19 protein-coding genes are annotated in these 22,171 nt (G+C 42.3%); 12 read left to right on the top strand and 7 right to left on the bottom strand.

Annotated features, from left to right (window positions below; all coding sequences use genetic code 11):
* Nucleotides 1–60 precede the first annotated feature (60 nt).
* The gene (gene parC / locus WAZ74_RS01245) at nucleotides 61–2,376 is read right to left on the bottom strand and encodes a DNA topoisomerase IV subunit A (protein WP_422304961.1); all 2,316 of its coding nucleotides are present in this window, start codon (nucleotides 2,374–2,376) and stop codon (nucleotides 61–63) included.
* An 852-nt stretch (nucleotides 2,377–3,228) separates the two neighbouring features.
* Between parC and WAZ74_RS01250 the strand changes: the two genes are divergently transcribed.
* From WAZ74_RS01250 to WAZ74_RS01270, 5 genes are all read left to right on the top strand, one after another.
* Entirely contained in the window at nucleotides 3,229–4,956 is a 1,728-nt protein-coding gene (locus WAZ74_RS01250) for an AMP-binding protein (RefSeq protein ID WP_422304963.1), read from the top strand.
* 648 nt (nucleotides 4,957–5,604) lie between these two features.
* Nucleotides 5,605–7,329, top strand: a complete 1,725-nt coding sequence (locus WAZ74_RS01255; RefSeq protein WP_422304994.1) for an AMP-binding protein — start codon at nucleotides 5,605–5,607, stop codon at nucleotides 7,327–7,329.
* 186 nt (nucleotides 7,330–7,515) lie between these two features.
* Nucleotides 7,516–8,232, top strand: a complete 717-nt coding sequence (rph, locus tag WAZ74_RS01260; protein ID WP_079692657.1) for a ribonuclease PH — start codon at nucleotides 7,516–7,518, stop codon at nucleotides 8,230–8,232.
* Nucleotides 8,233–8,306: 74 nt separating this feature from the next.
* A complete protein-coding gene (locus WAZ74_RS01265; RefSeq protein ID WP_422304966.1) occupies nucleotides 8,307–8,798 on the top strand; it encodes a hypothetical protein in 492 nt (163 codons plus the stop codon).
* 294 nt (nucleotides 8,799–9,092) lie between these two features.
* Nucleotides 9,093–9,860, top strand: a complete 768-nt coding sequence (locus WAZ74_RS01270; RefSeq protein WP_422304968.1) for a hypothetical protein — start codon at nucleotides 9,093–9,095, stop codon at nucleotides 9,858–9,860.
* 121 nt (nucleotides 9,861–9,981) lie between these two features.
* Here WAZ74_RS01270 and hemJ read toward each other — a convergent pair whose 3' ends face one another.
* From hemJ to serB, 6 genes are all read right to left on the bottom strand, one after another.
* The gene (hemJ, locus tag WAZ74_RS01275) at nucleotides 9,982–10,416 is read right to left on the bottom strand and encodes a protoporphyrinogen oxidase HemJ (RefSeq protein ID WP_422304970.1); all 435 of its coding nucleotides are present in this window, start codon (nucleotides 10,414–10,416) and stop codon (nucleotides 9,982–9,984) included.
* A 109-nt stretch (nucleotides 10,417–10,525) separates the two neighbouring features.
* On the bottom strand, nucleotides 10,526–11,701 hold the full coding sequence (gene bioB / locus WAZ74_RS01280; RefSeq protein ID WP_422304972.1) for a biotin synthase BioB: 1,176 nt from the start codon (nucleotides 11,699–11,701) through the stop codon (nucleotides 10,526–10,528).
* 234 nt (nucleotides 11,702–11,935) lie between these two features.
* Nucleotides 11,936–12,442, bottom strand: a complete 507-nt coding sequence (locus WAZ74_RS01285; RefSeq protein WP_422304974.1) for an SCP2 sterol-binding domain-containing protein — start codon at nucleotides 12,440–12,442, stop codon at nucleotides 11,936–11,938.
* A 180-nt stretch (nucleotides 12,443–12,622) separates the two neighbouring features.
* Nucleotides 12,623–13,012 (bottom strand): AciT family ciprofloxacin tolerance protein, encoded by a 390-nt coding sequence (gene aciT, locus WAZ74_RS01290; protein ID WP_422304976.1) that lies wholly within the window; start codon nucleotides 13,010–13,012, stop codon nucleotides 12,623–12,625.
* A gap of 214 nt (nucleotides 13,013–13,226) precedes the next feature.
* The gene (locus tag WAZ74_RS01295) at nucleotides 13,227–14,267 is read right to left on the bottom strand and encodes a DUF368 domain-containing protein (protein ID WP_422304978.1); all 1,041 of its coding nucleotides are present in this window, start codon (nucleotides 14,265–14,267) and stop codon (nucleotides 13,227–13,229) included.
* Between the two features lie 152 nt (nucleotides 14,268–14,419).
* Complete coding sequence (serB, locus tag WAZ74_RS01300) at nucleotides 14,420–15,607, bottom strand: phosphoserine phosphatase SerB (protein ID WP_422304980.1); 1,188 nt, start codon at nucleotides 15,605–15,607, stop codon at nucleotides 14,420–14,422.
* Between the two features lie 471 nt (nucleotides 15,608–16,078).
* Between serB and WAZ74_RS01305 the strand changes: the two genes are divergently transcribed.
* The 7 genes from WAZ74_RS01305 (at nucleotide 16,079) to WAZ74_RS01335 (ending at nucleotide 21,751) form a co-directional block, all read left to right on the top strand.
* Nucleotides 16,079–17,668 carry a hypothetical protein gene (locus tag WAZ74_RS01305; RefSeq protein WP_422304982.1) on the top strand — a complete coding sequence of 530 codons (1,590 nt, stop codon included), beginning with the start codon at nucleotides 16,079–16,081 and terminating at the stop codon, nucleotides 17,666–17,668.
* A gap of 194 nt (nucleotides 17,669–17,862) precedes the next feature.
* Nucleotides 17,863–18,099, top strand: coding sequence for a PA3496 family putative envelope integrity protein (locus tag WAZ74_RS01310; protein WP_079692647.1), 237 nt, complete (start codon nucleotides 17,863–17,865; stop codon nucleotides 18,097–18,099).
* 313 nt (nucleotides 18,100–18,412) lie between these two features.
* Nucleotides 18,413–18,970 (top strand): UPF0149 family protein, encoded by a 558-nt coding sequence (locus tag WAZ74_RS01315; protein ID WP_422304984.1) that lies wholly within the window; start codon nucleotides 18,413–18,415, stop codon nucleotides 18,968–18,970.
* A gap of 54 nt (nucleotides 18,971–19,024) precedes the next feature.
* On the top strand, nucleotides 19,025–19,492 hold the full coding sequence (locus WAZ74_RS01320) for a YbjQ family protein (protein ID WP_422304986.1): 468 nt from the start codon (nucleotides 19,025–19,027) through the stop codon (nucleotides 19,490–19,492).
* A gap of 60 nt (nucleotides 19,493–19,552) precedes the next feature.
* Nucleotides 19,553–20,017 (top strand): YbjQ family protein, encoded by a 465-nt coding sequence (locus tag WAZ74_RS01325; RefSeq protein WP_422304988.1) that lies wholly within the window; start codon nucleotides 19,553–19,555, stop codon nucleotides 20,015–20,017.
* 144 nt (nucleotides 20,018–20,161) lie between these two features.
* Nucleotides 20,162–20,374, top strand: a complete 213-nt coding sequence (locus tag WAZ74_RS01330; protein WP_422304990.1) for a hypothetical protein — start codon at nucleotides 20,162–20,164, stop codon at nucleotides 20,372–20,374.
* Between the two features lie 453 nt (nucleotides 20,375–20,827).
* Complete coding sequence (locus WAZ74_RS01335) at nucleotides 20,828–21,751, top strand: bile acid:sodium symporter family protein (protein ID WP_422304992.1); 924 nt, start codon at nucleotides 20,828–20,830, stop codon at nucleotides 21,749–21,751.
* Nucleotides 21,752–22,171 lie beyond the last annotated feature (420 nt).

Below are 22,171 nucleotides of genomic sequence, written 5' to 3' on the forward strand. Positions count from 1 at the left end.
TTCTTTTCTAGAAGCCTAATCAAGGGTTTCAAATCTACAATATAGAAAAGTTAAACCCAATTACCCAACCTCAACACTCGTCACATTCTGAAAACCTCTTGGTAGCTGACCACCACGACTACCACGTTTCGCAGTATAGTTGGCTAAGTCCATTGGTTTTAAGGTCACATGACGCTTACCCGCCGTAATAATAAGGCTGTCTTGTTGACGTAATGGCGTGATAGTAAGCACTTCTTCATCACCTTTTAGGTTAATCATTTTATTGCCTTTACCACGAGCCTGTTCAGGCAAATCGCTCAGCGCAAAGATTAATAAATAGCCAGCGTTGGTCACGACGGCGATATGGTCAGGAGTAGCACTGTTTTCGCTAGCAGATATGCCACTATTCTCAGCGCTTACAATCACATTCGCTTGACCATCAATACGTGCGATAGGTAGCAATCGGCTATTAGTGGCTAAGTTAATGATGTTTTTACCGGCTTTTTGATTGCTATCTAGATTGCCAATGGTATTTATAAAGCCATAACCTTGTGAGCTGGCTAAGATAATGCGCTGGTCATTGTCGCCAGTTAATAATTGCTCAAAGGTAGCACCTGAAGGCGGTTTTAACACGCTAGTAAGCGGATCGCCTTGACCACGAGCGGACGCAAGGTTATGCGCATCAATACTATAGCTACGCCCTGTGCTATCCAGCACGTAGATTCTTTCATTTGATTTAACGCGGACGTACGCTTGGTAAGCATCGCCTGAGCGATAGGTCATACCAGCGGGATCAACATCGTGACCTTTGGCAGCTCGAATCCAGCCCGCTTTTGATAATACAGCGGTAATCGGCTCGCTCGGTACGAGGTCAGACTCTTTTAATGCTTGCGCTTCCTCGCGTTCCGCTAATTGTGACACACGTTCGTTGCCGTGCTCTTTCATATCGGCGGTGAGCTCATCAATCATTAGAGTAGTCAGACTCTCTGGGTTGTCCAAATATTCTTGAATAATGGCGCGTTCGGCTGCCAGCTCATCTTGCTCACGTCTCAGCTCAAACTCTTCTAATTTAGCTAATTGACGCAGACGAATATCTAAAATGGCATTGGCTTGAATCTCGGTTAAATCATAGTCTTGCATTAACGACAATTTTGGATCGTCTTCTTCGCGAATAATGCGAATCACTTCATCAATATTAAGATAAGCAATCAGCAGACCTGCGAGGATATGCAAGCGTTTATCGATTTTATCGAGGCGATACTGCAAACGGCGCGTGACCACTGAACGGCGGCAAACGAGCCATTCTTCTAGGATTTCTTTAAGGTTTTTAACTTGCGGTTTACCGTTGAGACCAATCATATTCATATTGACGCGGTAATTGCTTTCAAGGTCAGTACTGGCAAACAGATGACTCATGACGCGATCAACATCAACCCGCGATGAACGTAACTCAAGCACGATACGGCAAGCATTTTCGTGGTCTGATTCATCATGAATATCAACAATCCACGGCAGCTTTTTATCCGTCATCAGCTTGGCGATTTGCTCTTGGATTTTATTACCGGATACTTGGTAAGGGAGGGCATTAATAATGACAAGGTTTTTCTCTTTCGGGTCAATATGAAAGGTCGCGCGCATTTTATAGCTGCCACGACCAGTCTCATACATGGCTTGCAAGTCTTTTTTGCTGGTGATGATCTCAGCAGGCGTGGGCAAATCAGGTGCTGGTATTGATTGCGTCAGTTGCTTAACCGATAGCTCAGGGTTTTTTAGCAGACGAATAGCAGCACGAACTACTTCGTTAAGGTTGTGCGGTGGAATATCCGTTGCCATACCGACAGCAATACCTGTGGTGCCATTTAATAAGATATTGGGCAGGCGGGCAGGTAGAGTGGTCGGCTCTTGCATCGTGCCATCGAAGTTATCTTGCCAATCGACCGTACCTTGACCGAGCTCTGCAAGCAACGTATTGGCATAAGCAGACATTTTGGCTTCGGTATAACGCATGGCGGCAAATGATTTAGGATCATCCGGGCTACCCCAGTTACCTTGACCGGTAATCAGCGGATAGCGATAGCTGAACGGCTGAGCCATGAGCACCATGGCCTCATAACAAGCGCTATCGCCATGCGGATGATATTTACCAAGCACGTCACCGACCGTACGCGCAGACTTTTTCGCCTTCGCCGTCGATTTTAGCCCAAGCTCGCTCATCGCATAGACAATGCGGCGCTGGACAGGTTTTAGACCGTCAGCGATATTGGGCAACGCCCGATCCATGATGACGTACATCGCATAGTTAAGATAAGCTTGCTCAGTGAATTCCGCCACTGAGCGTGTATCCATCGGTTCATTCGGAATGGTTGTAGCAATCGTATGATCAATAACATCGGACATAAAGTAAGATTCGCTTATCAGTTTTAATAGGTATAAATAATTGGTTCAATTGAGCAAATAGGATAGTGCTATCGTAAAGGATATTGGCGCAATTAAAAAGGTGTAAGTCAGTATAAGCGACAGCGCATGACGTGCTAAGTATGACGTTTCTATAGCGCTTTGGTTGTTAGCTTTCATAGAATAAACCAATGATGGTTAATCTGATTGTCTGCTTACTTATTTTTATCATCTTATAGTTGATACCCAATAAAAAAGATAAGTTATTTTATCACGCGAGACTAGGATGAGTTTTTCTGGCTTGCTGTGCCTACGCCGACAGAGGCTGCAAAAAATTCATCCTAGTTTCGCTGTATCGTTTTTACATTGAACTGAATATATTTATAGCATTAGCGTTTCAATCAATACTAACTTAATTATCATCACAACAATCATAATGATAAAGTCAATGAAAGCAAGGTAGCCGTAGGTGAAACGTATATTGCTTTATTTAAAGTCCCTCCGATAGCTCAACAAAAGCTACATAATAATAGACGATAAATGTTCATCAATATATTATGGCTTATTTAGTCTGTAATCATACTTAAATGACTGATATAAATAAATATATGGGTCGTCAAGCTACTTTGCGAACTCAAGTAGCAATCTTTTATATTGAGTAGTTTGTATAAAGTGTGTATGTTAAACAACAAAGGGCTATTTCCCGTTAAATTGTTGACTCATCGCCATACACTTGTACCGTCAGCCTCCCTCGCCATCATTGTGGCTAGCTGGTGCGTCGGATTTTCGTGTGTTTATCACATTGTGATTGTTGTGGGTTAACAGTAGTGCACTATTACTAGGAGAAGTAAGATTATGGAAAATCAAGATAACCTAATTCGTCGTAATGATAAAGTATGGGTCAAAACTTACGAAAAGCTTGGTATCCAGTACGATATCAATATGCCAGCTGCAAACACTTCGTTAATCGATATATTTGAGCAGAATTTTGTCAAGCATGCGGGTAAGACTGCTTTTGTCTGCATGGATGTAGATCTCTCTTATGAAGATTTAGATCGCTATAGTAAACAAATCGCTGCTTATCTACAGTCAATTGGATTAAAAAGAGGCGATAAAGTCGGCGTTATGATGCCAAATATTTTGCAGCTACCGGTTGCAGTATTGGGTGTGCTACGTGCTGGCATGGTCTTAGTAAACGTTAACCCACTGTATACGTCAAAAGAGCTTGAGCATCAATTAACAGATTCTGATACTAAAGCATTATTCATTTTAGAGAATTTTGCCAAAACTTATGAAGATATTGGCAAAGACTTGGTTGACCATGTCGTTGTGACGTCGATGGGTGATTTAATGAGCCCATTGAAAGGTTTTATCGTCAACATGGTTGTGCGCCATGTGAAAAAATTGGTACCTGATTATAATCTTAAAAACAGCGTAAACTTTAAAAAAGCACTCAATCGCTTACCTGCTAAACGCTATAAGCGTCCAACTGATATCGGTCTTGACGATATTGCCGTTCTACAGTATACCGGTGGTACAACAGGTGTTGCAAAAGGCGCGATGCTCACGCATGGCAACTTAGTGGCTAACCTGATTCAGTGTGATACGTATCTTGGCGATGCTTTTGATAAGTTTGAAGGCATGAGTGAGCAGGCAGTTATCATGACGGCATTGCCGCTATATCATATCTTCTCATTCACGGTTTGTGGCATGTTCGGCTTATATCGTGGTTGTATCGGTCTGCTGGTACCAAACCCACGTGATGGCGCAAGCTTAATTAAAGCCTATAAAGATTATCCACCAGCGTTTTTCCCAGCGGTAAACACCCTGTTTAATGCGTTGGCAAATAGTGACGAATTCAAAGCCTTAGATCATAGCAAGCTTGAGATGTCTATGGGCGGCGGCATGGCTGTTTTAAAAGACACGGCTGAAAAATGGCAGAAAATTACCGGTAATATAATCGTTCAAGGTTACGGTTTGTCGGAGACTTCACCTGTTGCATCAGCAAACCCGCAAGGTACTGGTGAATTTTCAGGTAATATCGGTCTACCGATGCCTGCGACTGAAATGGCCATCTTGGATGAAGAAGGTAATGAGCTGGCACTTGGTGAGCGTGGCGAGATTTGTGTGCGTGGTCCGCAAGTGATGAAAGGCTACTGGAAACGTGACGATGCCACGGCTGAAGTCATGACGTCCGACGATTATTTCCGCACTGGTGATATCGGCGTGATGGATGAAGAGGGCTACTTTAAGATTGTTGATCGTAAAAAGAATATGATTTTGGTATCAGGCTTCAACGTTTATCCAAACGAAGTGGAAGACGTGATGTCAGGTCATCCAAAGATTTTGGAGTGTGGCGTCATTGGTGTCGATGATGAAAAGAGCGGCGAAGTACCAAAGATTTATGTCGTACGTAGTGATGACAGTTTAACGGTTGAAGATGTCCTCGCTTATGGCAAAGAAAATCTCACCGGTTATAAGCGTCCACGTTATGTTGAATTCATTGATGAGTTGCCGAAGTCGAACGTTGGTAAAATTTTACATAAAGATCTGCGCGTACTTGAAGAAAAGAACAAGGGTTAGATAGTTAGGCAATTTGCCATCAAGTTCAGAGCATTTTTTATTTATGCCTATCCATGTTTATCAGTGATAGGCATCATTGAAATAGCTTAATGTTTGATGCGGTAGCTATAAGTAGCTATGAAAAATAACTATTAAAAATGACTATGAAATATAGTTGTGAAAAATGATAAGGTCTGTGCAAACGACCTTATCATTTTTTTTGTTTTTCTATTATGATATGGCAGTATTTATAGAGAATTGCCAGCAAAACTGCTATAGTTCGTGCCGATGTGTTTTTATGGTTAACAATAAAAGCGTGTCATTTCTAGCCTTTTCAGCTTAAGTTTTTCACGAGAATATCGCTATAAAGTAGTGGGGATAGGTCATCTTTAACGGCCTTTATAGTAGATAATAGAGTTTGGCATGGGAATAATGATTTTTGATTTAAAAAATTTGTGAATAACAAAACATGTTCGCTTATGAGCGAAGAGACTTCTTATTCACAAGTTTTTTATTCTAACAATGAGTGGCTTAGTTATTTACGACGACAGTCATTCTATCTGGTGTATTTTAACAGTAATGTTTTAACGGCAATATTTAGGGAAGATTATGACAGACAATATTAATAAAGAAAACAAAGACCATAAAGCTGCGAAGAATGTTCAATCAATGGTAGAAACCAACGCATTTCCTACCATGCCGACGATAGCAAGTGACAGACCGTGGCTGAATTCTTATGAGCGTTATGGTATCAATGCGACAATCGATATGCCAGATGATAGTACGTCTTTACTTGAGGTGTTCGAGCGTAACTTCAGCCGTTATGGTCAAAAACCTGCCTATATTTGTATGGGTGCGTCCATCACGTTTAAGCAATTAGATTTATATAGTCGTCAGATTGCCAGCTATTTACAGTCACTAGGATTGGTTAAAGGTGATGGCGTTGGGGTGATGATGCCCAATATTTTGCAGTATCCAATCGTCATGCTAGGCATCATCCGTGCTGGTATGGTTTTGGTCAACATCAATCCTTTATATACCAGCCGCGAATTGTCGCATCAACTGCAAGATAGTGGTGCCAAAGCTTTATTTATCGTCGAAAACTTCGCCAAGACTTATCAAGACGCTGAAGATAAAGGTCAAGTTAAGCATGTCATCGTGTGTAAGCTTGGCGATATGTTGGGGTTGGTCAAAGGTACTGTCGTCAACCTCGTAGCTCGCCATGTCAAAAAAATGATTCCCGCTTATCGTTTGCCAGAGAGTACCAGCTTTAAGCAGGCGTTAAATGCCGTATCAGCCAGCAAATATAAACGTCCTGATTTGAACCTAAGCGATGTGGCGTTACTGCAATATACCGGTGGTACAACGGGTGTGGCTAAAGGCGCGATGCTCTCGCACGGTAACTTAGTCGCCAATATGCTACAGATTAGTGCATTGATGAGTAGTGCCTTTGATGATGATGTGGATTCGGATGATGTCATTTTGACAGCGCTACCGTTATACCATGTGTTCTCATTTATGGTGTGCGGCATGTATGGCATGTACGAAGGTTATGCTGGTTTGCTTATTCCAAATCCGCGCGACCTTGATGGTTTGATTAAAGAGATGGGTAAATATAAACCCGCCTTTATCCCTGCGGTCAATACCTTGTTTAATGGTTTGGTACACAAACCCGCTTTTGCAGATTTAGATTTCTCTAGTTTAAAAGCCTCTATCGGTGGCGGTATGTCGGTATTACCAAGCGTGGCAAAAGAGTGGCATAAAATTACTGGTCTGCCTATCGTTGAAGGCTATGGCTTGTCTGAAACCTCACCGGTAGTGGCTTTTAACCCGATGACCATCGCTGAGTTTACTGGAAAGATTGGTATTCCTGCCTCTAGCACTGATATCGTACTGATTGACGATGATGAAAACGAAGTGGCTATTGGTGAGCGCGGTGAAATCTGTGTTAAAGGGCCACAAGTCATGATTGGCTATCAAAATCGCCCAGAAGAAACGGCTGAGACTTTTACGGCTAGTGGTTATTTAAAAACTGGCGACATCGGTATCATGGATGAAAAAGGCTTTATCAAAATCGTTGACCGCAAAAAAGACATGATTTTGGTGTCTGGTTTTAACGTTTATCCCAATGAAATTGAAGAAGTCATGAGCGAGCATCCAGCAGTGGTGGAGTGCGGTGCTATTGGTATTCCAAATGATGACCGTGGCGAAGATCCAAAGCTGTTTGTGGTCAAGAAAGGTGAGGTCACTGAGCAAGAGCTGCTTGATTTCGGCAAAAAGAACTTGACTGGTTATAAGCGTCCACGTCATATCCAATTCGTTGATGAATTACCAAAATCAAACGTCGGTAAAATTCTGCGTAAAGAATTGCGTAAGATGGAAGGTCTAGAATAACTTTTACGACTATTTTTATCCAAAACAGCGGTGTGATAGTGGGTGTGAATCTTGCTATTGCACCGTTGTCACGTTAGGATAACCTAATGTTTAGCGCTGTGACTGGCTATTGAAAAGCCAAATAATTACCAATCATTTATTTTATAACATTGCTTTTAAAAAACCATACTTGCACTAGGAAATTTTATGCGTATTGACAACCGTGAGCTTAACCAACTTCGCTCAATCAGCTTTGAGCGCCATTATACTAAGCATGCTGAAGGGTCAGTATTGGTCAGCTTTGGCGACACCAAAGTACTATGTACTGCAAGTGTTGAATCTGGCGTACCGCGCTGGCTCAAAGGTAAAGGCAAAGGCTGGATCACTGCCGAATATGGCATGCTACCACGCGCGACTAATACCCGTAATCAGCGTGAAGCGGCACGTGGTAAGCAGTCAGGTCGTACGCAAGAAATCCAGCGTTTAATCGGTCGTAGCTTACGTGCCATGATTGATTTGAGTAAGCTGGGTGAGAACACTATTTATCTTGATTGTGATGTCTTACAAGCGGATGGTGGCACTCGTACCGCTAGTGTGACGGGTGCAGCAATTGCCCTCATCGATGCGTTAGAGAGCATTCAAAAAACTAAGAAACTAAAAGCGGATCCATTGATTGGTTTGGTTGCTGCAGTTTCTGTCGGTATGAAAGATGGTGAAGCGTATCTGGATTTGAACTACGAAGAAGATGCTAGCTGTGATACTGACCTCAATGTGGTCATGACCCAAAAAGGCGAGTTTATTGAGCTACAAGGTACCGCAGAAGAAAAGCCATTCACGCGCGCGCAAGCCGACGACATGTTGATTCTTGCCGAAAAAGGTATCGCTGAGCTTATTGCTATGCAAAAAACCGCACTTGGTTGGTAGTGATGTAAGACAGCTAGACCGCTTGCTCAATGCGCTTTCATTCTTCTATTACGCTCTTTAACAGGTATTAACCTATGCTTAAGCTGACCGATGACGGCGCTAAAATCACCTTACAAGGACAGCCTCAAGCATTAGACAATAGGTTGTTTTGGTTTGGCGCGGCGTTGTTAGTAGGCGCAGTGTGCGTCGCGCTGGCGATGAGCTTACTGCCAGTACGATGGTCTATTGGTGCCCTAGCATTGCTGATTATTGGTAGCTTCTTTTTTAATCGACAACGACAACAGCGTAAAAAAGCCATGACCGGTATGATTAGTAGCGGCATATTATGGGTGCGTGCTGGCGAGCTAGTACATGATAATCAAGGGAAGCGTACACCTATCCAGCTGGCTGACGACGATAAAATCAGTCTAATCGGTGAGCAACTCGAGATTATTGATAGTGATGCCAGACGCAAATACTATATTAGCGGCTTTGATAATATCCAAGAAGCGACCGCTGCCAAAGCTATCCTACAAGGTCAAGCGCTGACCAAACGCCATGTCAATATCAAAATGAGTAACGATTAGCGGCTGTATTGCATTTAAAGGCCTTTATAGCTATAAACTTTAAAGGCTTCTTTAATCCCACAAGATTTTTCAATCCACCTATTTTGCTTCATTCATTTACCGCTTATCCTTATATTTATACCTTTTATCGCTTATTTAAGCGTGATAAGGCTTGCAGACTGCTGCCCAAATGGTTTATAAGTAGGATTGAAAAATCTCATCACCTTTATCGCTCATACGGTTATCATTAATACGGTTATCGCTACTAATGTTATCGCTACTATATATTGATACTATATTGACAAGGAGCTAGTCATGTCGCGTTTGTCCATTTGGTCAATCACAACGTCGTGCAGTGCATTATTGCTGACTCTGGGCGCGGTCGGTCAAGTTCATGCCGATAGCATGAGCAGCTTAATAGCCCAAAAGTCTGCTCAACCCGATTATAGCGCCCGCTATACACCATCGTACTCCGCTGTTCCTGCTGCTAAAATCAGTACGCACTCTACCATCCAACGTGCTGGTTCTGGTGCTGGTAAATACAATTCAAATTTTGCGAATACTCAACCAGCTATTAATACTGCTTATCGTTATCCTGAAGTGCAGCCGCAAACACCTACAGTGCTACCAGCATTTTTATCGGGCAATTATGATAATGTCGATAGCGAGTACCTACCGCTACTGAGTAATGCTGAGACCCAAAGTAGTCTGGCTGCTCGTGAAGTGATTAGCATCGCCCGTAAAATGGCGCTAAACGAGCGTACGATTATTCAAGGCGGCTGCTGGGATTATCTGAATGCCGTGTTTAAACGAGCAGGGGTGACTCGCGATACCATACACAAAGGTACTTATGGTCAAGGTCCTTATGCCAATAGTGGCGAGATTGAAGTCGGCGACTGGCTCTACTATATTAATCATGGCTATAATGGTGTCGAGCATAGTGGCTTATTTGTGGGCTGGGTTGATGAGCAAGCAAAGCAAGCGCTGATACTAAGCTATGCTGGCGAAAGCCGACGTGAGCCTGCGCGCTATCGTGTTTATGATTTGAGCAATGTCTATCAAATCATGCGCCCAAACGTTTAATATAGATAATTAGTCTGGATGATTTAATATAGTTAATTTATTCAAACATAAAAAAGCGTCCGTCACTTTATTAAAGTGCGGACGCTTTTTTTATTAAATATCGCTGATATTAAAGCCAGTCTTAGAAAGGTTTAACGACCACCAAAATAACAATAATGACTAAAGCAAAGACTGGCACTTCATTAAACCAGCGCCAAAAAATATGCGACTTATATTGCGGGCTATCAACCAGTTTTTTACGATAAAAGCCACAAGCGCCATGATAAGTAGATAGTAATACTACTAAGAAAATCTTTACGTGTAGCCAACCCTGAGTTTTATAGACATCCCAGCCTAAGTACACCATCCACAAACCAAACGTCCAGGTCGCTATCATAGATGGCGTCATGATGCCGCGATATAGCTTGCGCTCCATGATAATAAAACGGTCGTGACTGATCTTATCATCGCTGATAGCATGATAGACAAATAAGCGCGGCAAGTAAAAAATTGCAGCAAACCATGTCACTACCGAAATAATATGCGCCGCTTTAATCCAGTTAAAGTAATCTGCCATGCTAGAGTCTCTCTGGTTATTTTGTTTTTGACATCAATCAATGCTGGCAAGCTTATCCTAGATTGGCAGACGATAAAAGCCTACTGACATACCGTCACGTCAATTTGATTTAATCCGCTAACATGACCTGTGTCTTATGACCACTCATAGCATCTAAAACAGGGAGTGATTTGGCTGCTCTAGGCGCTGCAAACTGCTTGGTTAAGCCCAGCTCACGCATCAATCTATCATCGCCCGATTGACTGGCATTGCCAGTAGTCAGGAGTTTATCACCGTAAAAGAATGAGTTAGCGCCCGCCATAAAGGCCAATGCTTGCTCAGAGTCGGACAAGCTTTCGCGTCCCGCAGAGAGACGTACATAGCTGCTCGGACAGCAAATACGCGTCACAGCAATGGTACGAATCCATTCAAGCACTGGCAGCTGACCTTCCGCTAATACCTTGTCTCCGATCGGTGTGCCTGATATGGGAACCAATAAGTTAACCGGAATAGATTCAGGTGCTTTGGGCATTTTTAGCAGCTCATGTACCCAGTCGATGCGGTCGTCACGGCTCTCACCCATACCGACGATATTACCGCTGCAGACGTTGATACCTGAGTTACGTACGTTTGTAATGGTATCTAACCGCTCATCATAGCTGCGGGTACTGACTACTTGCTCATAGTAACTTCTTGACGTATCCAAATTATGATTATAATAATCCAGCCCAGCATCGGCCAATTGCGTTGCTTGATCGGTATCTAGCATACCCAAAGTCATGCAAGTTTCTAACCCTAAGGCTTTGACTTCTTTGACCAGCTCAACCACATAAGGCATATCTTTAGCACTTGGATGCTTCCATGCGGCGCCCATACAAAAGCGCGATGAGCCAGTGGCTTTTGCACGTTTGGCAGCAGCAATAACTTTCTCAACGTCTATGCGCTTTTCGGCTTGTAGCTTGGTGGTATCACGGTGATGACCCGATTGTGAGCAGTAGCCACAATCTTCAGGGCAGTTACCCGTTTTGATAGACAATAAAGTACTAATTTGCACTTCGTTAGCGATGAAGTTCTGACGATGGATAGTCTGTGCTTGTAGTAATAAATCCATCAAAGGTAAATCGAATAACTGTGCAATTTGTTCGCGACTGTGTGTATTCGCGACTTTTTCAGATGATTTGGTCGCATTGGTCGCATTGGTCGCATCGGTCGTCAATGTCGCTAGAAAGTCATTATTAGCGTTTATTTGATTGTTAGCGTTTATATTGTTGTCGCTAGGTTCTGAGATATTAAGTAATCCTGCCATCATATAAATCCTTTTATAAACATAGTAAGCATTAGCGTATAAGATAAATTCGAATGTATTTTGTCTATTTTAATTTTGAGGAAGTAGTATTTGAAGTGAAATTTAAAATAAAAAAAGGTTGCGGTATAGTATACCGCAACCTTTTTAGAAAATCAGAATCCTGCTAAATAGTCACTCAAATCTATATAGCAATGCTCTTTTTACTCGATCTGTCTACTCAATCTATTTATGCAACTACTTTCCCAACTTATGCTTAGCAACACCGACCCAATGGTTGGCAAGCTGCTGTGCTTTATAAGCATAAGGTTTGGCTTTTTGGATATACGGTTTATATTCTTCTGGAATAGCTGGCATGATATGTTTAGCAAGCTTATTGAACCACATCATTAGGCTGTAATCGCCTTCTATGCTTAGGTTGCCTTCTTGCACGGCAGTCATAAAGGCAGGAAGATTACCTTTGGTCAAAAGCTTAACGCCTGTCATCGAGTCTTTGAAGCTAATAGTCAGGTCGGCTGCTTTTGCATGACCACTATGTTGGCTAAATTGACCATTATCAAAGCTAAAATAACGCGCGACGTCAGATTCATTACTGGCAAACTCGATCGCTACTTTACGATCAGCGAATAATGCTTTCACATCTTCGTTATCACTATCAGCAAGCATAGACAAGCGGTAACCAATCACTGCCAACAAAACATCTAACGGATCAGACTTGATATCTAAAACAGGTACAGTAAACATAATCGAACTCCTAAAGAATGAGAAATGAGACGCAAAATAATGCACACTTTATAACAATTTTTGCGACAAATATATAACTACATTATAAACGATTGCTAGCTGTCAATGCTTTAGTAGTTACGTAGAGTGCGTTAAGTATCTTGTAACATTCGATGACGTCAGTAGGAATGTGGCACACGCTCAATGAAAGCGTGGCTGGTAATCGTCATCATAGACAGGGGTGTGCTCAATATAGCGTGCCGCTTGTAGTTCTCGCTGTTGGTGCATTTTTTGACTGACATCTTCATAACGCAGCGCTCTATATGACACCCAAGCGCCTAACGGTAGCCAACTAATACCCATCGCAACCACGTAATTGTGCCATTCTGACAACATAAACCAATGCGTTAATAAGCTATCAATGACTTCGACGGCTAGCCAATAAGCCATGCCACCGAATAGATACCATAGTAACCAGCGCTGTGACGATAAAGCGAGCGCTACGACTGAGCTTATAAGTAAACCATAACCCAATACTGCACTCGTGCTCCACGGCTCACTACCGAAAGTAGAAAATATTGTTAATAACATTGTTCATCTCGCTCTTCATAAGGTGAGTTCCAACAAGGCTATTATGGAAGTTTAAAGCACAAAGCTAAAGAGGGTGAGGACGACTTTGCGACAACAGCTGACGTTTGGTTTTTTAAATGAATATATAAAAATACGCGGACAATTTTGCACTGACAGCCATTAAAAAAGCGCCACAATAAAGGGCGCTTTTTTTGAAAACAAGATAGTGGATTTATTAAGGACGAGTGCTACGGCGACCCCAAAATGATAACGCGGTCACTAAAATGGCACCTAATAACATCAAACCTAAAGTCGTCAACCAATGCGCGCCAGTAGGATACTGCCATGGCATAACGTTATTGATAGCTTCACTACTTAACGTACCTAAAGCATCGGTTTTCCATGGCCATACTTTGACTAAAGAGCCGGCGATAAAGCCGATAAGCAGCGCTAAAGTCGCTTGATAATAACGCGATAGTAACCATTTGAGCATGCGGGTAAACAGCAACAGTCCCGTTGCCATACCAGCAACGAGCGTGAAGATGATGGTAAAGTTTAATGTGTGTACCGCTTCAAGCACCGTATTATAAGCGCCCAATAATAGTAAAATAAACGAGCCTGATATACCCGGTAATATCATCGCACAAATAGCAATAGCGCCGGCAAAGAATAGATAGGGTAAGCTGGGTGTGGTGGTCATTAGAGGTAGACTGCTGATGACGATAGCGCTCCCCATCCCAAGCAGAAAAAGTAGCCCACGTCCTATATTCCAACGCGTAATCTCAGCTAATAAGAGAAAAACGGTCGCGACGACCAAACCAAAGAAGAATGACCAAATTATCAAAGGCTGATTGTCCAGTAAATGCTTGATCGTACCGGCTAAAGTGATAAGACTGGTGGCAATACCGAGCAATAAGCACAATAAAAAAGTGGCGTCGACCTGTCGCCATACTGCCAGTAGGCCTTTGATACCGCCTTCTTGCCGAAATATCTGCCAGAGATTGGGACCAATACTACTTAAGGCATTAATTAAGCGCTCGTAAATACCAGCAATCAGCGCGATCGTACCACCAGAGACACCCGGCACAATATCAGCTGCGCCCATGGCAATACCTTTGACGTAGACACCCAATAGCTGCTTTGGATTATCGTTATAAATAGGCGTGCTGTCTTTAATTAAATGCTTCTTCACTGAATGTTCATTATCTAAAGGTGGTTTTTCTAAATCAACGGAAGATGACGGCGCATCTGGCCGTGGTGATTGTGATGCCGTCATGGACATTCCTTTCTTATTGAATAATGTAAAGATGAGGGTAGCATTTGGCGGCATAATAGTACCAAAGCACTGCGTAAAAGAGGGTTTAAAGAATAAAAGCTAGGCAAATGGAAAGTACATTAACCTAGCTTGTTATTAGCAGTAAGTAATAGCTATTTGCTACGGGCGAATGCAGGATAGCCAAGCGCATAAAGGGTACCTTCAAGCCCTGTGACATTGACCGCCGCATCTGCACGCGCTTGTACGATAGGTTTGGCATTAAAAGCCACACCCAAATCAGCGCTTGCCATCATCGGTAAATCATTGGCACCGTCACCGATACAGACCACTTGCGACATTGCAATACCTAAGCGCTCAGCAATATGAGCGACGATAGCCGCTTTCTTAGCGCCATTGACAATAGGCAGTTGCACGTGACCTGTGACTTCGCCCTCGTCGATATCTAAAGGATTGGCATGCACTTCATCAATACCCAATTGTTCAGCGATATAGCGGGCAAAATAAGTAAAACCGCCTGATACCAATACCGTATGGTAACCCAAGGCTTTAAGAGCTGTGATAGTGGTGCGAGCGCCGGTCGATAGTGTTAAGCGTGTGCAAATTTCATCAAGTACGCTGGTTGGGATACCTTGTAATAAAGCCACGCGCTGAGCAAAAGATTCATCAAAATCCATCTCACCGCGCATCGCCGCCTCAGTGATTACTTCCACTTGCTCGCCAATGCCCGCTGTTTTTGCCAGCTCAACGATGACCTCTTGTTCAATTAACGTAGAGTCCATATCGAAGCAAACAAGCTTATGGGTACGTAGCATATGACCAACCGATAGGATGTGGCAGTCGACTACGTCAAAGTGGTCGCTCGTGATTGAGCTTTGAGCATTTTTATAATCTTCAGTCAACTCGCGACGCAAACGCGTGGTCAATTGATCGTCAATGATATGTGCCGCTGCTGTTTTTTTAGCAGGATGCATTAGCGTATCAGTCACTGGCACCAGCAAATAGCGGAAAACTTGCACATCAACAAACGAGGGTTTGGCAAATGTCTGCGCCGTGTCTGTATCAGCAATCTCAATATCTACAAAACTGGCATCAGCGTCTTCTGCCACTGTGACCAGATGCCAATTCGGCTGCTCATCAACCCATGACTGCACGTATTGATGGATATCGAGCGACGATACATGCGTAGGCAGTACCACAATCAAGGCAAAAATAGGCAAGGATTGTAGCGCATCAAAATCCTGTAAATTAGTACCCTCTGGTAATAGCGAGGCCACAGAATCAACAGCTTGTTGCCATGCTTTGCTGTCTTTTGGTAACGAGTAAGATGTATTTTTTGGCATCGCTCAATTGTCCCTTGTATGCTGGTATAAGATTAGGAATAATAACAGTTTTACTGGGCAGCGCCTATAGATAAGGCGCAAAGTATCATAGCCCGATAAAAACATCCGTCACGACTAAAAAGGTCGGTAGAATAAAAGAAAAGTATTCCCATAAATTTATGATACTAGCTAACGCCATAACCCTTACTATGGTGATATAGTAGGCATAAATGAGCGGGTGATTTTCTTACGCCGTTACTTGATAGCTATTTGATAATTACTGATTAAATACCTGATAAGCGCTTGACCCAAACATACTTGCACAACAAATCTACTGTACGATGGCAGCGTCTCATAAATAGTCTTTCATTAAACAATGATGCATTTAGACGATGTGGTATTAACTTAAGCAAAGATAGCGACATACTCTTCTAAAAAATGAGCCAACGCCTCGTTTTTTAATTCCATTTATCCAAAAAAGTTTAACATATCATGACCTATTTAGCGCCGCGGCAAGGGTTGTTTGCCATTATTCTACTGGTTAGTTTTTGTTTGCAGACTCTATTGTTGGTCATCAGTACCGATCAACAGCTGAGCAACAGTCGTGCGCAAAAAGGCGAGCAAATGGTCGCCCAGCTTATCGATGAAGCACGCCTGTCTTTAGAAAATAAAGACCGCGTCAGTCTCAGTGTCATTGCCAATCGCTATACCAGCGAGCAGGATGTGACTCGTATACTGATCAAAGACAATAATGGCGACATATTAGTGCCCGTTGGCAACGCACCAATGCAGCAAGGCGATACGATTAGCCAAATCGCTACTCAAGGCGATGCCGTCATCGGTAGTGTGGCTTTGACCCTAAAAGATATTAGCAAGGGCGAAATCATTGCGATGCAATGGCCGTTTGTAATTGGAATGATGCTGCTACATTTATTGCTATGGCTGCTTTATAGTTATATTGCGCGCCCAACGAGAGAGCAAATCAATGCCATCAGTCGAGATATTCAAGATTTGCATCGTAAGCAAAATATACAGGTCGACCAACGTGGCTATGATCGTGAGTTTGAACGTCGCCAAACAGATGTGAGTGCAGCTACTAATGAGTCGGATACTAGCCAGAATAATAGCGCTATCAACGAAGGTCGCAATCCAACCGATCAACAAGGTCATTCTCAAGCATCTGAGAGTGAGTCGAATCGCCCTAAAGCTAATGCGCGTAAATTAGATATTCATAGTGCAGTGAATCAGTATGTAAGAACACAGCAGAATCAAGACACAGCGCTCAATGCTAATAGCATTGCTGATGGCATTGCTGATGGCATTGTTAATGACACTGTTAATGACACTCATGGCACTAATGTCGCTGCTAGTGATACGATTGAAAACCATGTCGTAAATCATGCAGTAGATAGTAGACAAAATGCTATGAGTGGCGCTGACGGTAGCCATAAATCTAATAACACCTCTCGATTGTCTGCCACGCGGCCATTTGATAGTATCAGCGTACAAATTGTATTTCATGACGAATTTAATATGCTTGAGCGCCTAGCGCCGTCTCAGCGTCTGCCTTATTTGGCGTTATGTACGCAGCTATTAAATCAAGCAGTGACCGAGTTACTCAAACAGCCATTGTTGCTGGGTGTGAGCGCATTGAATGAGCCATACTTTGATGAAAGCGGCGCTTATGTGATGCTTAAAGCAGACAATAGCCATGCAAAAGTCGCATTAGCGGGTGTCATGCTAGGTAAGCTATATTTGATGCTCAATAAGATCATTCATGATAAGCATATCGAGCTGTCAAGATTTGCCCTGCCAGCAAAAGCTGGAGTGAGTGATAATGCTCAAGTCGAGGCTATGACGCATTTGCTCGACAGCGTGGGTAAAAAAGAGCAGATGCTGATTTTGCTACCCAATGGTGGTCTCAAACAAATCAGTAATCATGTACAAGTGCAAAGTATCATGCGTCCGACGACTGTTTATGAGCGCGAGTGTGCGATATTTGATGGTGGTAATGATGCTATGATTCAGCGTCTAGCGGATGTGCGCAACGCGGTATTGATGATTGAAGAGTCAGCAGATTAGGTGCAAACAACCTTTTTAGCTTCACTAGAGCCTCTACAATTGCCTGCGCAAAAATCGCTATTGTCATCTTGGCATCTGCTGGTAAATCAGCCATAGTGATAAAAAGGATTGACAACGCTTAGTAGAGACTTTATAAGGCATATATATAACGATATATTTTTAATACACTTGCCTAAAAATGATAGGAGTTTGTCATGAGTGACGCTGATATTGATGACGATTTTGATGATGATTTTGTCGATGATGATGATGCAAAGATGGTCGAAGAAGCCGAGACGAGTGTGCGTACACGCTTAAGCAGTCTTGAAAAACGTCGTTTAATCGATAATTTGCTAGAAGAAAAACGCTTGGCTAAAGAGCTAAAAGACGATCTTGACGATATAGATAATTTCGATGAAGACGGTGATGATTGGGATGATGACGATATTTAAATCGTCATTTAAGCGCTAAAATTTTATCTTAGATAATTAGTTAAACAACTTCTTAATAACTGGTAATGATCTAATTGGTATTCGCTAGCCATCGTTAACGAATGCTGCTCAGTTGACTATGCTAAGCTGGTTGTATTGTTTTTTTGACCATAGCCATTCAATCAGCTCTTCTTAATAAGCTTGTTTTATCAAATTTTATTGGGATTTATTTTCTTAATCCAGATAAATATCATTCTTATACTTCCTACTATTTTGTATTTAACACATTATTTATTGCGCGTGACGCAACCTATCCTCCAAGGACAACCACACGATGAATAACCAACTAAGTTTCGATGAATTATTAGATTATTTAGACAATGAAGAAAGTCAGTTTGTGCTCGATAGTGTCGCCACCCATGGTTTTTTGACAGCGACCGTTATTGGACGTCCGTTGCCTAATTGGATAAATGCGCTTTTTGAAGGTCATGTGAGCGAGATTCCAGAAAACGTCATCGACGGTATTCAGCGCTGGCGCGAATCAATCATGGCTGAGCTAAAAAACGAGACGCCTATTGAGCTACCTTTTGGTGAAGATGCTGGCAATGAAGAAGTGGCAGTCGACTTTTCAGATGAGTCAGATATCGTCGCTTGGTCGATTGGATTTGTCGATGCGATGTATGGCGACGAAGCCGATGATTGGTTGGAAAACGAAGAGACGGCAGAAGATGTGGCCGTATTGACCTTGCCGATGATTGTACTAAGCGGTATTGATGATGAAGATCCAGAGCTTGCCCAAATGCGTAAAGATGACGATACGATGGCGCAAATGGCCAATAGCATTGAAGGCAATTTAACTGAGCTATTTTTATTATTTCATACCAACGACTAGTACGATATATAGACGTTGTTTTTAATCCAAGTAGCTTAAAAATAAGGTAATACTATGACCGTGCAACTTTCTAACCTTGAGTACTTGCCCAACTACCAAATAACAGAGCGCTTAGACGTGGTTTATGGCAGTACTGTGCGCTCAAAACACGTCGGTAAAGACTTGTTTGCCGGTCTGAAAAATATCGTTGGCGGCGAGCTGACCGCCTATACCGAACTGTTAGAAGAGTCGCGTCAAGAGGCGATAGACCGTATGGTGGTGAAGGCGGAAGCCTTAGGCGCTGATGCGGTCGTTGGCTTGCGCTTTTCGACCTCTAGCATTGCGCAAGGCGCTTCTGAGCTGTTTGTCTATGGTACAGCGGTCAAAGTGGTACGTGTGCAACAACCGCCTGTTTCGCCTCAGTCCCCAAGCGACCATGACGGTCATACGCATTATGGGCAACCAGCACAAGCACCTTCTCAAGAGCCCAATACGGCACAAACGCCTAGTGATGACTTACCACGCTTTAATCCTTTCGGCTAATCGATAATACGCTCTAGCCGTATTTTGACCCTTTAAGTTGTTTACGATAAGAGACGCCTCATGAATAACTCTGTTAGCCAGATGCTAATGAACTACGCGCCACTTGTTATTTTATTTGTGGTTGGTTGGTTTTTTGGTGCGCGTCATGAGCGCCAGCATCTAGCACAGTTAGCAATTTCAGAAAAACAGTTAAATCATATTATCGTATCTACTGAGCGTTTTTATCAGCCGGCGCTTGCTGATGGCACACAAGGCGAACTGGTACTCGGTAGCGTGGTGATTGCGCAGGATTATTTTAAAATGGTCATTGCGCGGGTTTTAAGCATATTTGGTAAAAACCTGACTACCTATGAAACCTTGCTAGAGCGCGCCCGTCGTGAAGCATTGGTACGTATGCGCACGCAAGCTCATACTAAAGGCTATAGTCATATTTATGGTCTGCGCTTTGAAGTGAGTAATATTAATCAGCTAGGTAGCATGGTTGAAGCGATCGCCTATGGTACAGCGGTTATGATTAACGAGTAGGCCTAAAGGCTTGTTGCTTTAGTTGATATTATCTTAAGTGCTATAAACCTAAGCGCTATAAACCTAAACACTGCCATATTTATACCCAATAATTTGCATGAACTTGCATGTCATACCAATGCTCGCCTTATAAAAGGCCATACTATGTTGCTCTTAAAAATAATTTTTGCACTCATACTAATGTATGCTTTTTTTAGAATAGTGACATGGCTGAGTGATGCTGATAATCATGAGAGTATATCGCTCTGGCTATCGGAGAATTTTGAAAGTACCGATAATGGTGACAGTGATTCTGATGGCGGTAGTAGTGACAGTGGTTCTAGTGGAGGTGACGGCGGTGGAGGCGGCGGTGATTAACAAGTGTTTAGAAAGTGCTTAGAAAGAGAGAACAATCGAGTTTCAATTATCCTGTATTCACAAAGAACGTACTATAGTTAAAATACCTCAAAAAACGCTACAGTGCTGCTGGTATAAATTTTTTGTAGCCTCTGTCTGCGTAGGCACAGCAAGCAAGAAAAATTAATATCAGCAGTACTTGATGTATCGATATTACTTTTCCCTGACTATAGCTGCTTTTAAACGTAAAAACCATACTTGACTGGTGAGTAGCTGAATAAAGTAAATGAAGATAACTTGACCGCTATATACTCCCTTTACCGTTGCCTAATGACTGTCGATAAGCAAAATGGCAGGCTATAAAAACGGTAGTGATGTCAGTTACCAGAAACGATTAGCAAGGATCGCTAATCAGACATTGTTCAATCATTATAAATTGATCTATAAGTAGGTCTTATTTACAGGGATGTCGTTATGGAAGGTCTTGAGATAGTCACGTTAGTCAATTCAATCATTATTCCCATTTGCCTATTCTTAATTATGATGGGTATGGGTTTGACCCTCATTGCAAATGATTTTAAACGCGTTTTAAAATACCCCAAAGCGGTTGGTATTGGTCTGACCAATCAGCTGTTGCTGTTGCCAATTATTGGCTTTGCACTGGCAAATATTATGCCGCTAGAGCCTGAGTATGCGGTAGGGGTGATGTTACTGGTGCTGTGTCCGGGTGGCACTACGTCAAATCTGTTTACTTATTTGGCCAAAGGTGATGTGGCACTATCCGTCACCATGACAGCAATTGCCAGTATCATTACCGTATTTAGTATTCCGATCGTTTTAAGTTTTTCGTTGGTGCACTTTATGGGTGCAGGCAGCGAATTTCAGTTACCCGTGTTGAAAACAATGATTACTTTAATCGTGCTGACCATCGTACCTATTAGTATTGGTATGCTGATCAAACGCTTTGCGCCAAAAGTCGCTGATAAATCACAGCTCTATGTATCTAGATTCGGGGTTATATTTTTGACGTTCTTGGTGGTTTTCTTGAGTTATGTGCAAAGAGATATCATCGTTGAGGCGCTAATCGCCACAGGACCAGTTTCTTTATTATTGAATCTCTCAACCATGGCACTTGGTTACTATACCAGTAAATGGTTCGGCTTAAACTTAGCGCAAAGAACTTCTATTACTTTGGAAGTAGGTTTACAAAACAGCACGTTATCGATATTTATGGCATTGACGCTATTGGCCAATTATAAAATGTCGATGACCCCAGCTATTTATACTTTAATTATGTTCTTAACAGCTGGTATTTTAGTCAGATTACTTAGTGCCAAGTATAATAAGGTTAAAAAGTCTGAAATAGAAAGTAGTGTTTTGGCGGCACGCATGCTTTAAACTGCTTTAAAGATGGGCTAGTTATAGACATCGTTTACTTATTAGGATCAATTAGCTATCTAGTCCCATAACAGCTTAAAGTCTCAAAGTTTGTTATGGGATATATATTTTTCAAACTACATCTTTCAAGCTATATAGGCAGTCCTAAATAAAGAAATACAAATGTTATAACGCACTACTGAGGTTAATTTTTCTTGCTTGCTGTGTCTACGCAAACATACGCAGACAGGGGCCGCGAATAATTAACTCCAGTAGTGCTGTACTCTTTTAAAAGTGGATAAAATATATCTATTATGTTTAGCCTTTAGCCTTTAGCCTTTAGCCTTTAGCCTTTAGCCTTTAGCCTTTAGCCTTTAGCCTTTAGCCTTTAGCCTTTAGCCTTTAGCCTTTAGCCTTTAGCCTTTAGCCTTTAGCCTTTAG

Source organism: Psychrobacter sp., from assembly GCF_049295055.1.
In the GTDB taxonomy this organism is placed as follows: domain Bacteria; phylum Pseudomonadota; class Gammaproteobacteria; order Pseudomonadales; family Moraxellaceae; genus Psychrobacter.

Coding starts and splice junctions, on each gene's coding strand:
- parC (WP_422304961.1), bottom strand. CDS start 2,376: ATGTCCGATGTTATTGATCATACGATTGCTACAACCATTCCGAATGAA.
- WAZ74_RS01250 (WP_422304963.1), top strand. CDS start 3,229: ATGGAAAATCAAGATAACCTAATTCGTCGTAATGATAAAGTATGGGTC.
- WAZ74_RS01255 (WP_422304994.1), top strand. CDS start 5,605: ATGGTAGAAACCAACGCATTTCCTACCATGCCGACGATAGCAAGTGAC.
- rph (WP_079692657.1), top strand. CDS start 7,516: ATGCGTATTGACAACCGTGAGCTTAACCAACTTCGCTCAATCAGCTTT.
- WAZ74_RS01265 (WP_422304966.1), top strand. CDS start 8,307: ATGCTTAAGCTGACCGATGACGGCGCTAAAATCACCTTACAAGGACAG.
- WAZ74_RS01270 (WP_422304968.1), top strand. CDS start 9,093: ATGTCGCGTTTGTCCATTTGGTCAATCACAACGTCGTGCAGTGCATTA.
- hemJ (WP_422304970.1), bottom strand. CDS start 10,416: ATGGCAGATTACTTTAACTGGATTAAAGCGGCGCATATTATTTCGGTA.
- bioB (WP_422304972.1), bottom strand. CDS start 11,701: ATGGCAGGATTACTTAATATCTCAGAACCTAGCGACAACAATATAAAC.
- WAZ74_RS01285 (WP_422304974.1), bottom strand. CDS start 12,442: ATGTTTACTGTACCTGTTTTAGATATCAAGTCTGATCCGTTAGATGTT.
- aciT (WP_422304976.1), bottom strand. CDS start 13,012: ATGTTATTAACAATATTTTCTACTTTCGGTAGTGAGCCGTGGAGCACG.
- WAZ74_RS01295 (WP_422304978.1), bottom strand. CDS start 14,267: ATGACGGCATCACAATCACCACGGCCAGATGCGCCGTCATCTTCCGTT.
- serB (WP_422304980.1), bottom strand. CDS start 15,607: ATGCCAAAAAATACATCTTACTCGTTACCAAAAGACAGCAAAGCATGG.
- WAZ74_RS01305 (WP_422304982.1), top strand. CDS start 16,079: ATGACCTATTTAGCGCCGCGGCAAGGGTTGTTTGCCATTATTCTACTG.
- WAZ74_RS01310 (WP_079692647.1), top strand. CDS start 17,863: ATGAGTGACGCTGATATTGATGACGATTTTGATGATGATTTTGTCGAT.
- WAZ74_RS01315 (WP_422304984.1), top strand. CDS start 18,413: ATGAATAACCAACTAAGTTTCGATGAATTATTAGATTATTTAGACAAT.
- WAZ74_RS01320 (WP_422304986.1), top strand. CDS start 19,025: ATGACCGTGCAACTTTCTAACCTTGAGTACTTGCCCAACTACCAAATA.
- WAZ74_RS01325 (WP_422304988.1), top strand. CDS start 19,553: ATGAATAACTCTGTTAGCCAGATGCTAATGAACTACGCGCCACTTGTT.
- WAZ74_RS01330 (WP_422304990.1), top strand. CDS start 20,162: ATGTTGCTCTTAAAAATAATTTTTGCACTCATACTAATGTATGCTTTT.
- WAZ74_RS01335 (WP_422304992.1), top strand. CDS start 20,828: ATGGAAGGTCTTGAGATAGTCACGTTAGTCAATTCAATCATTATTCCC.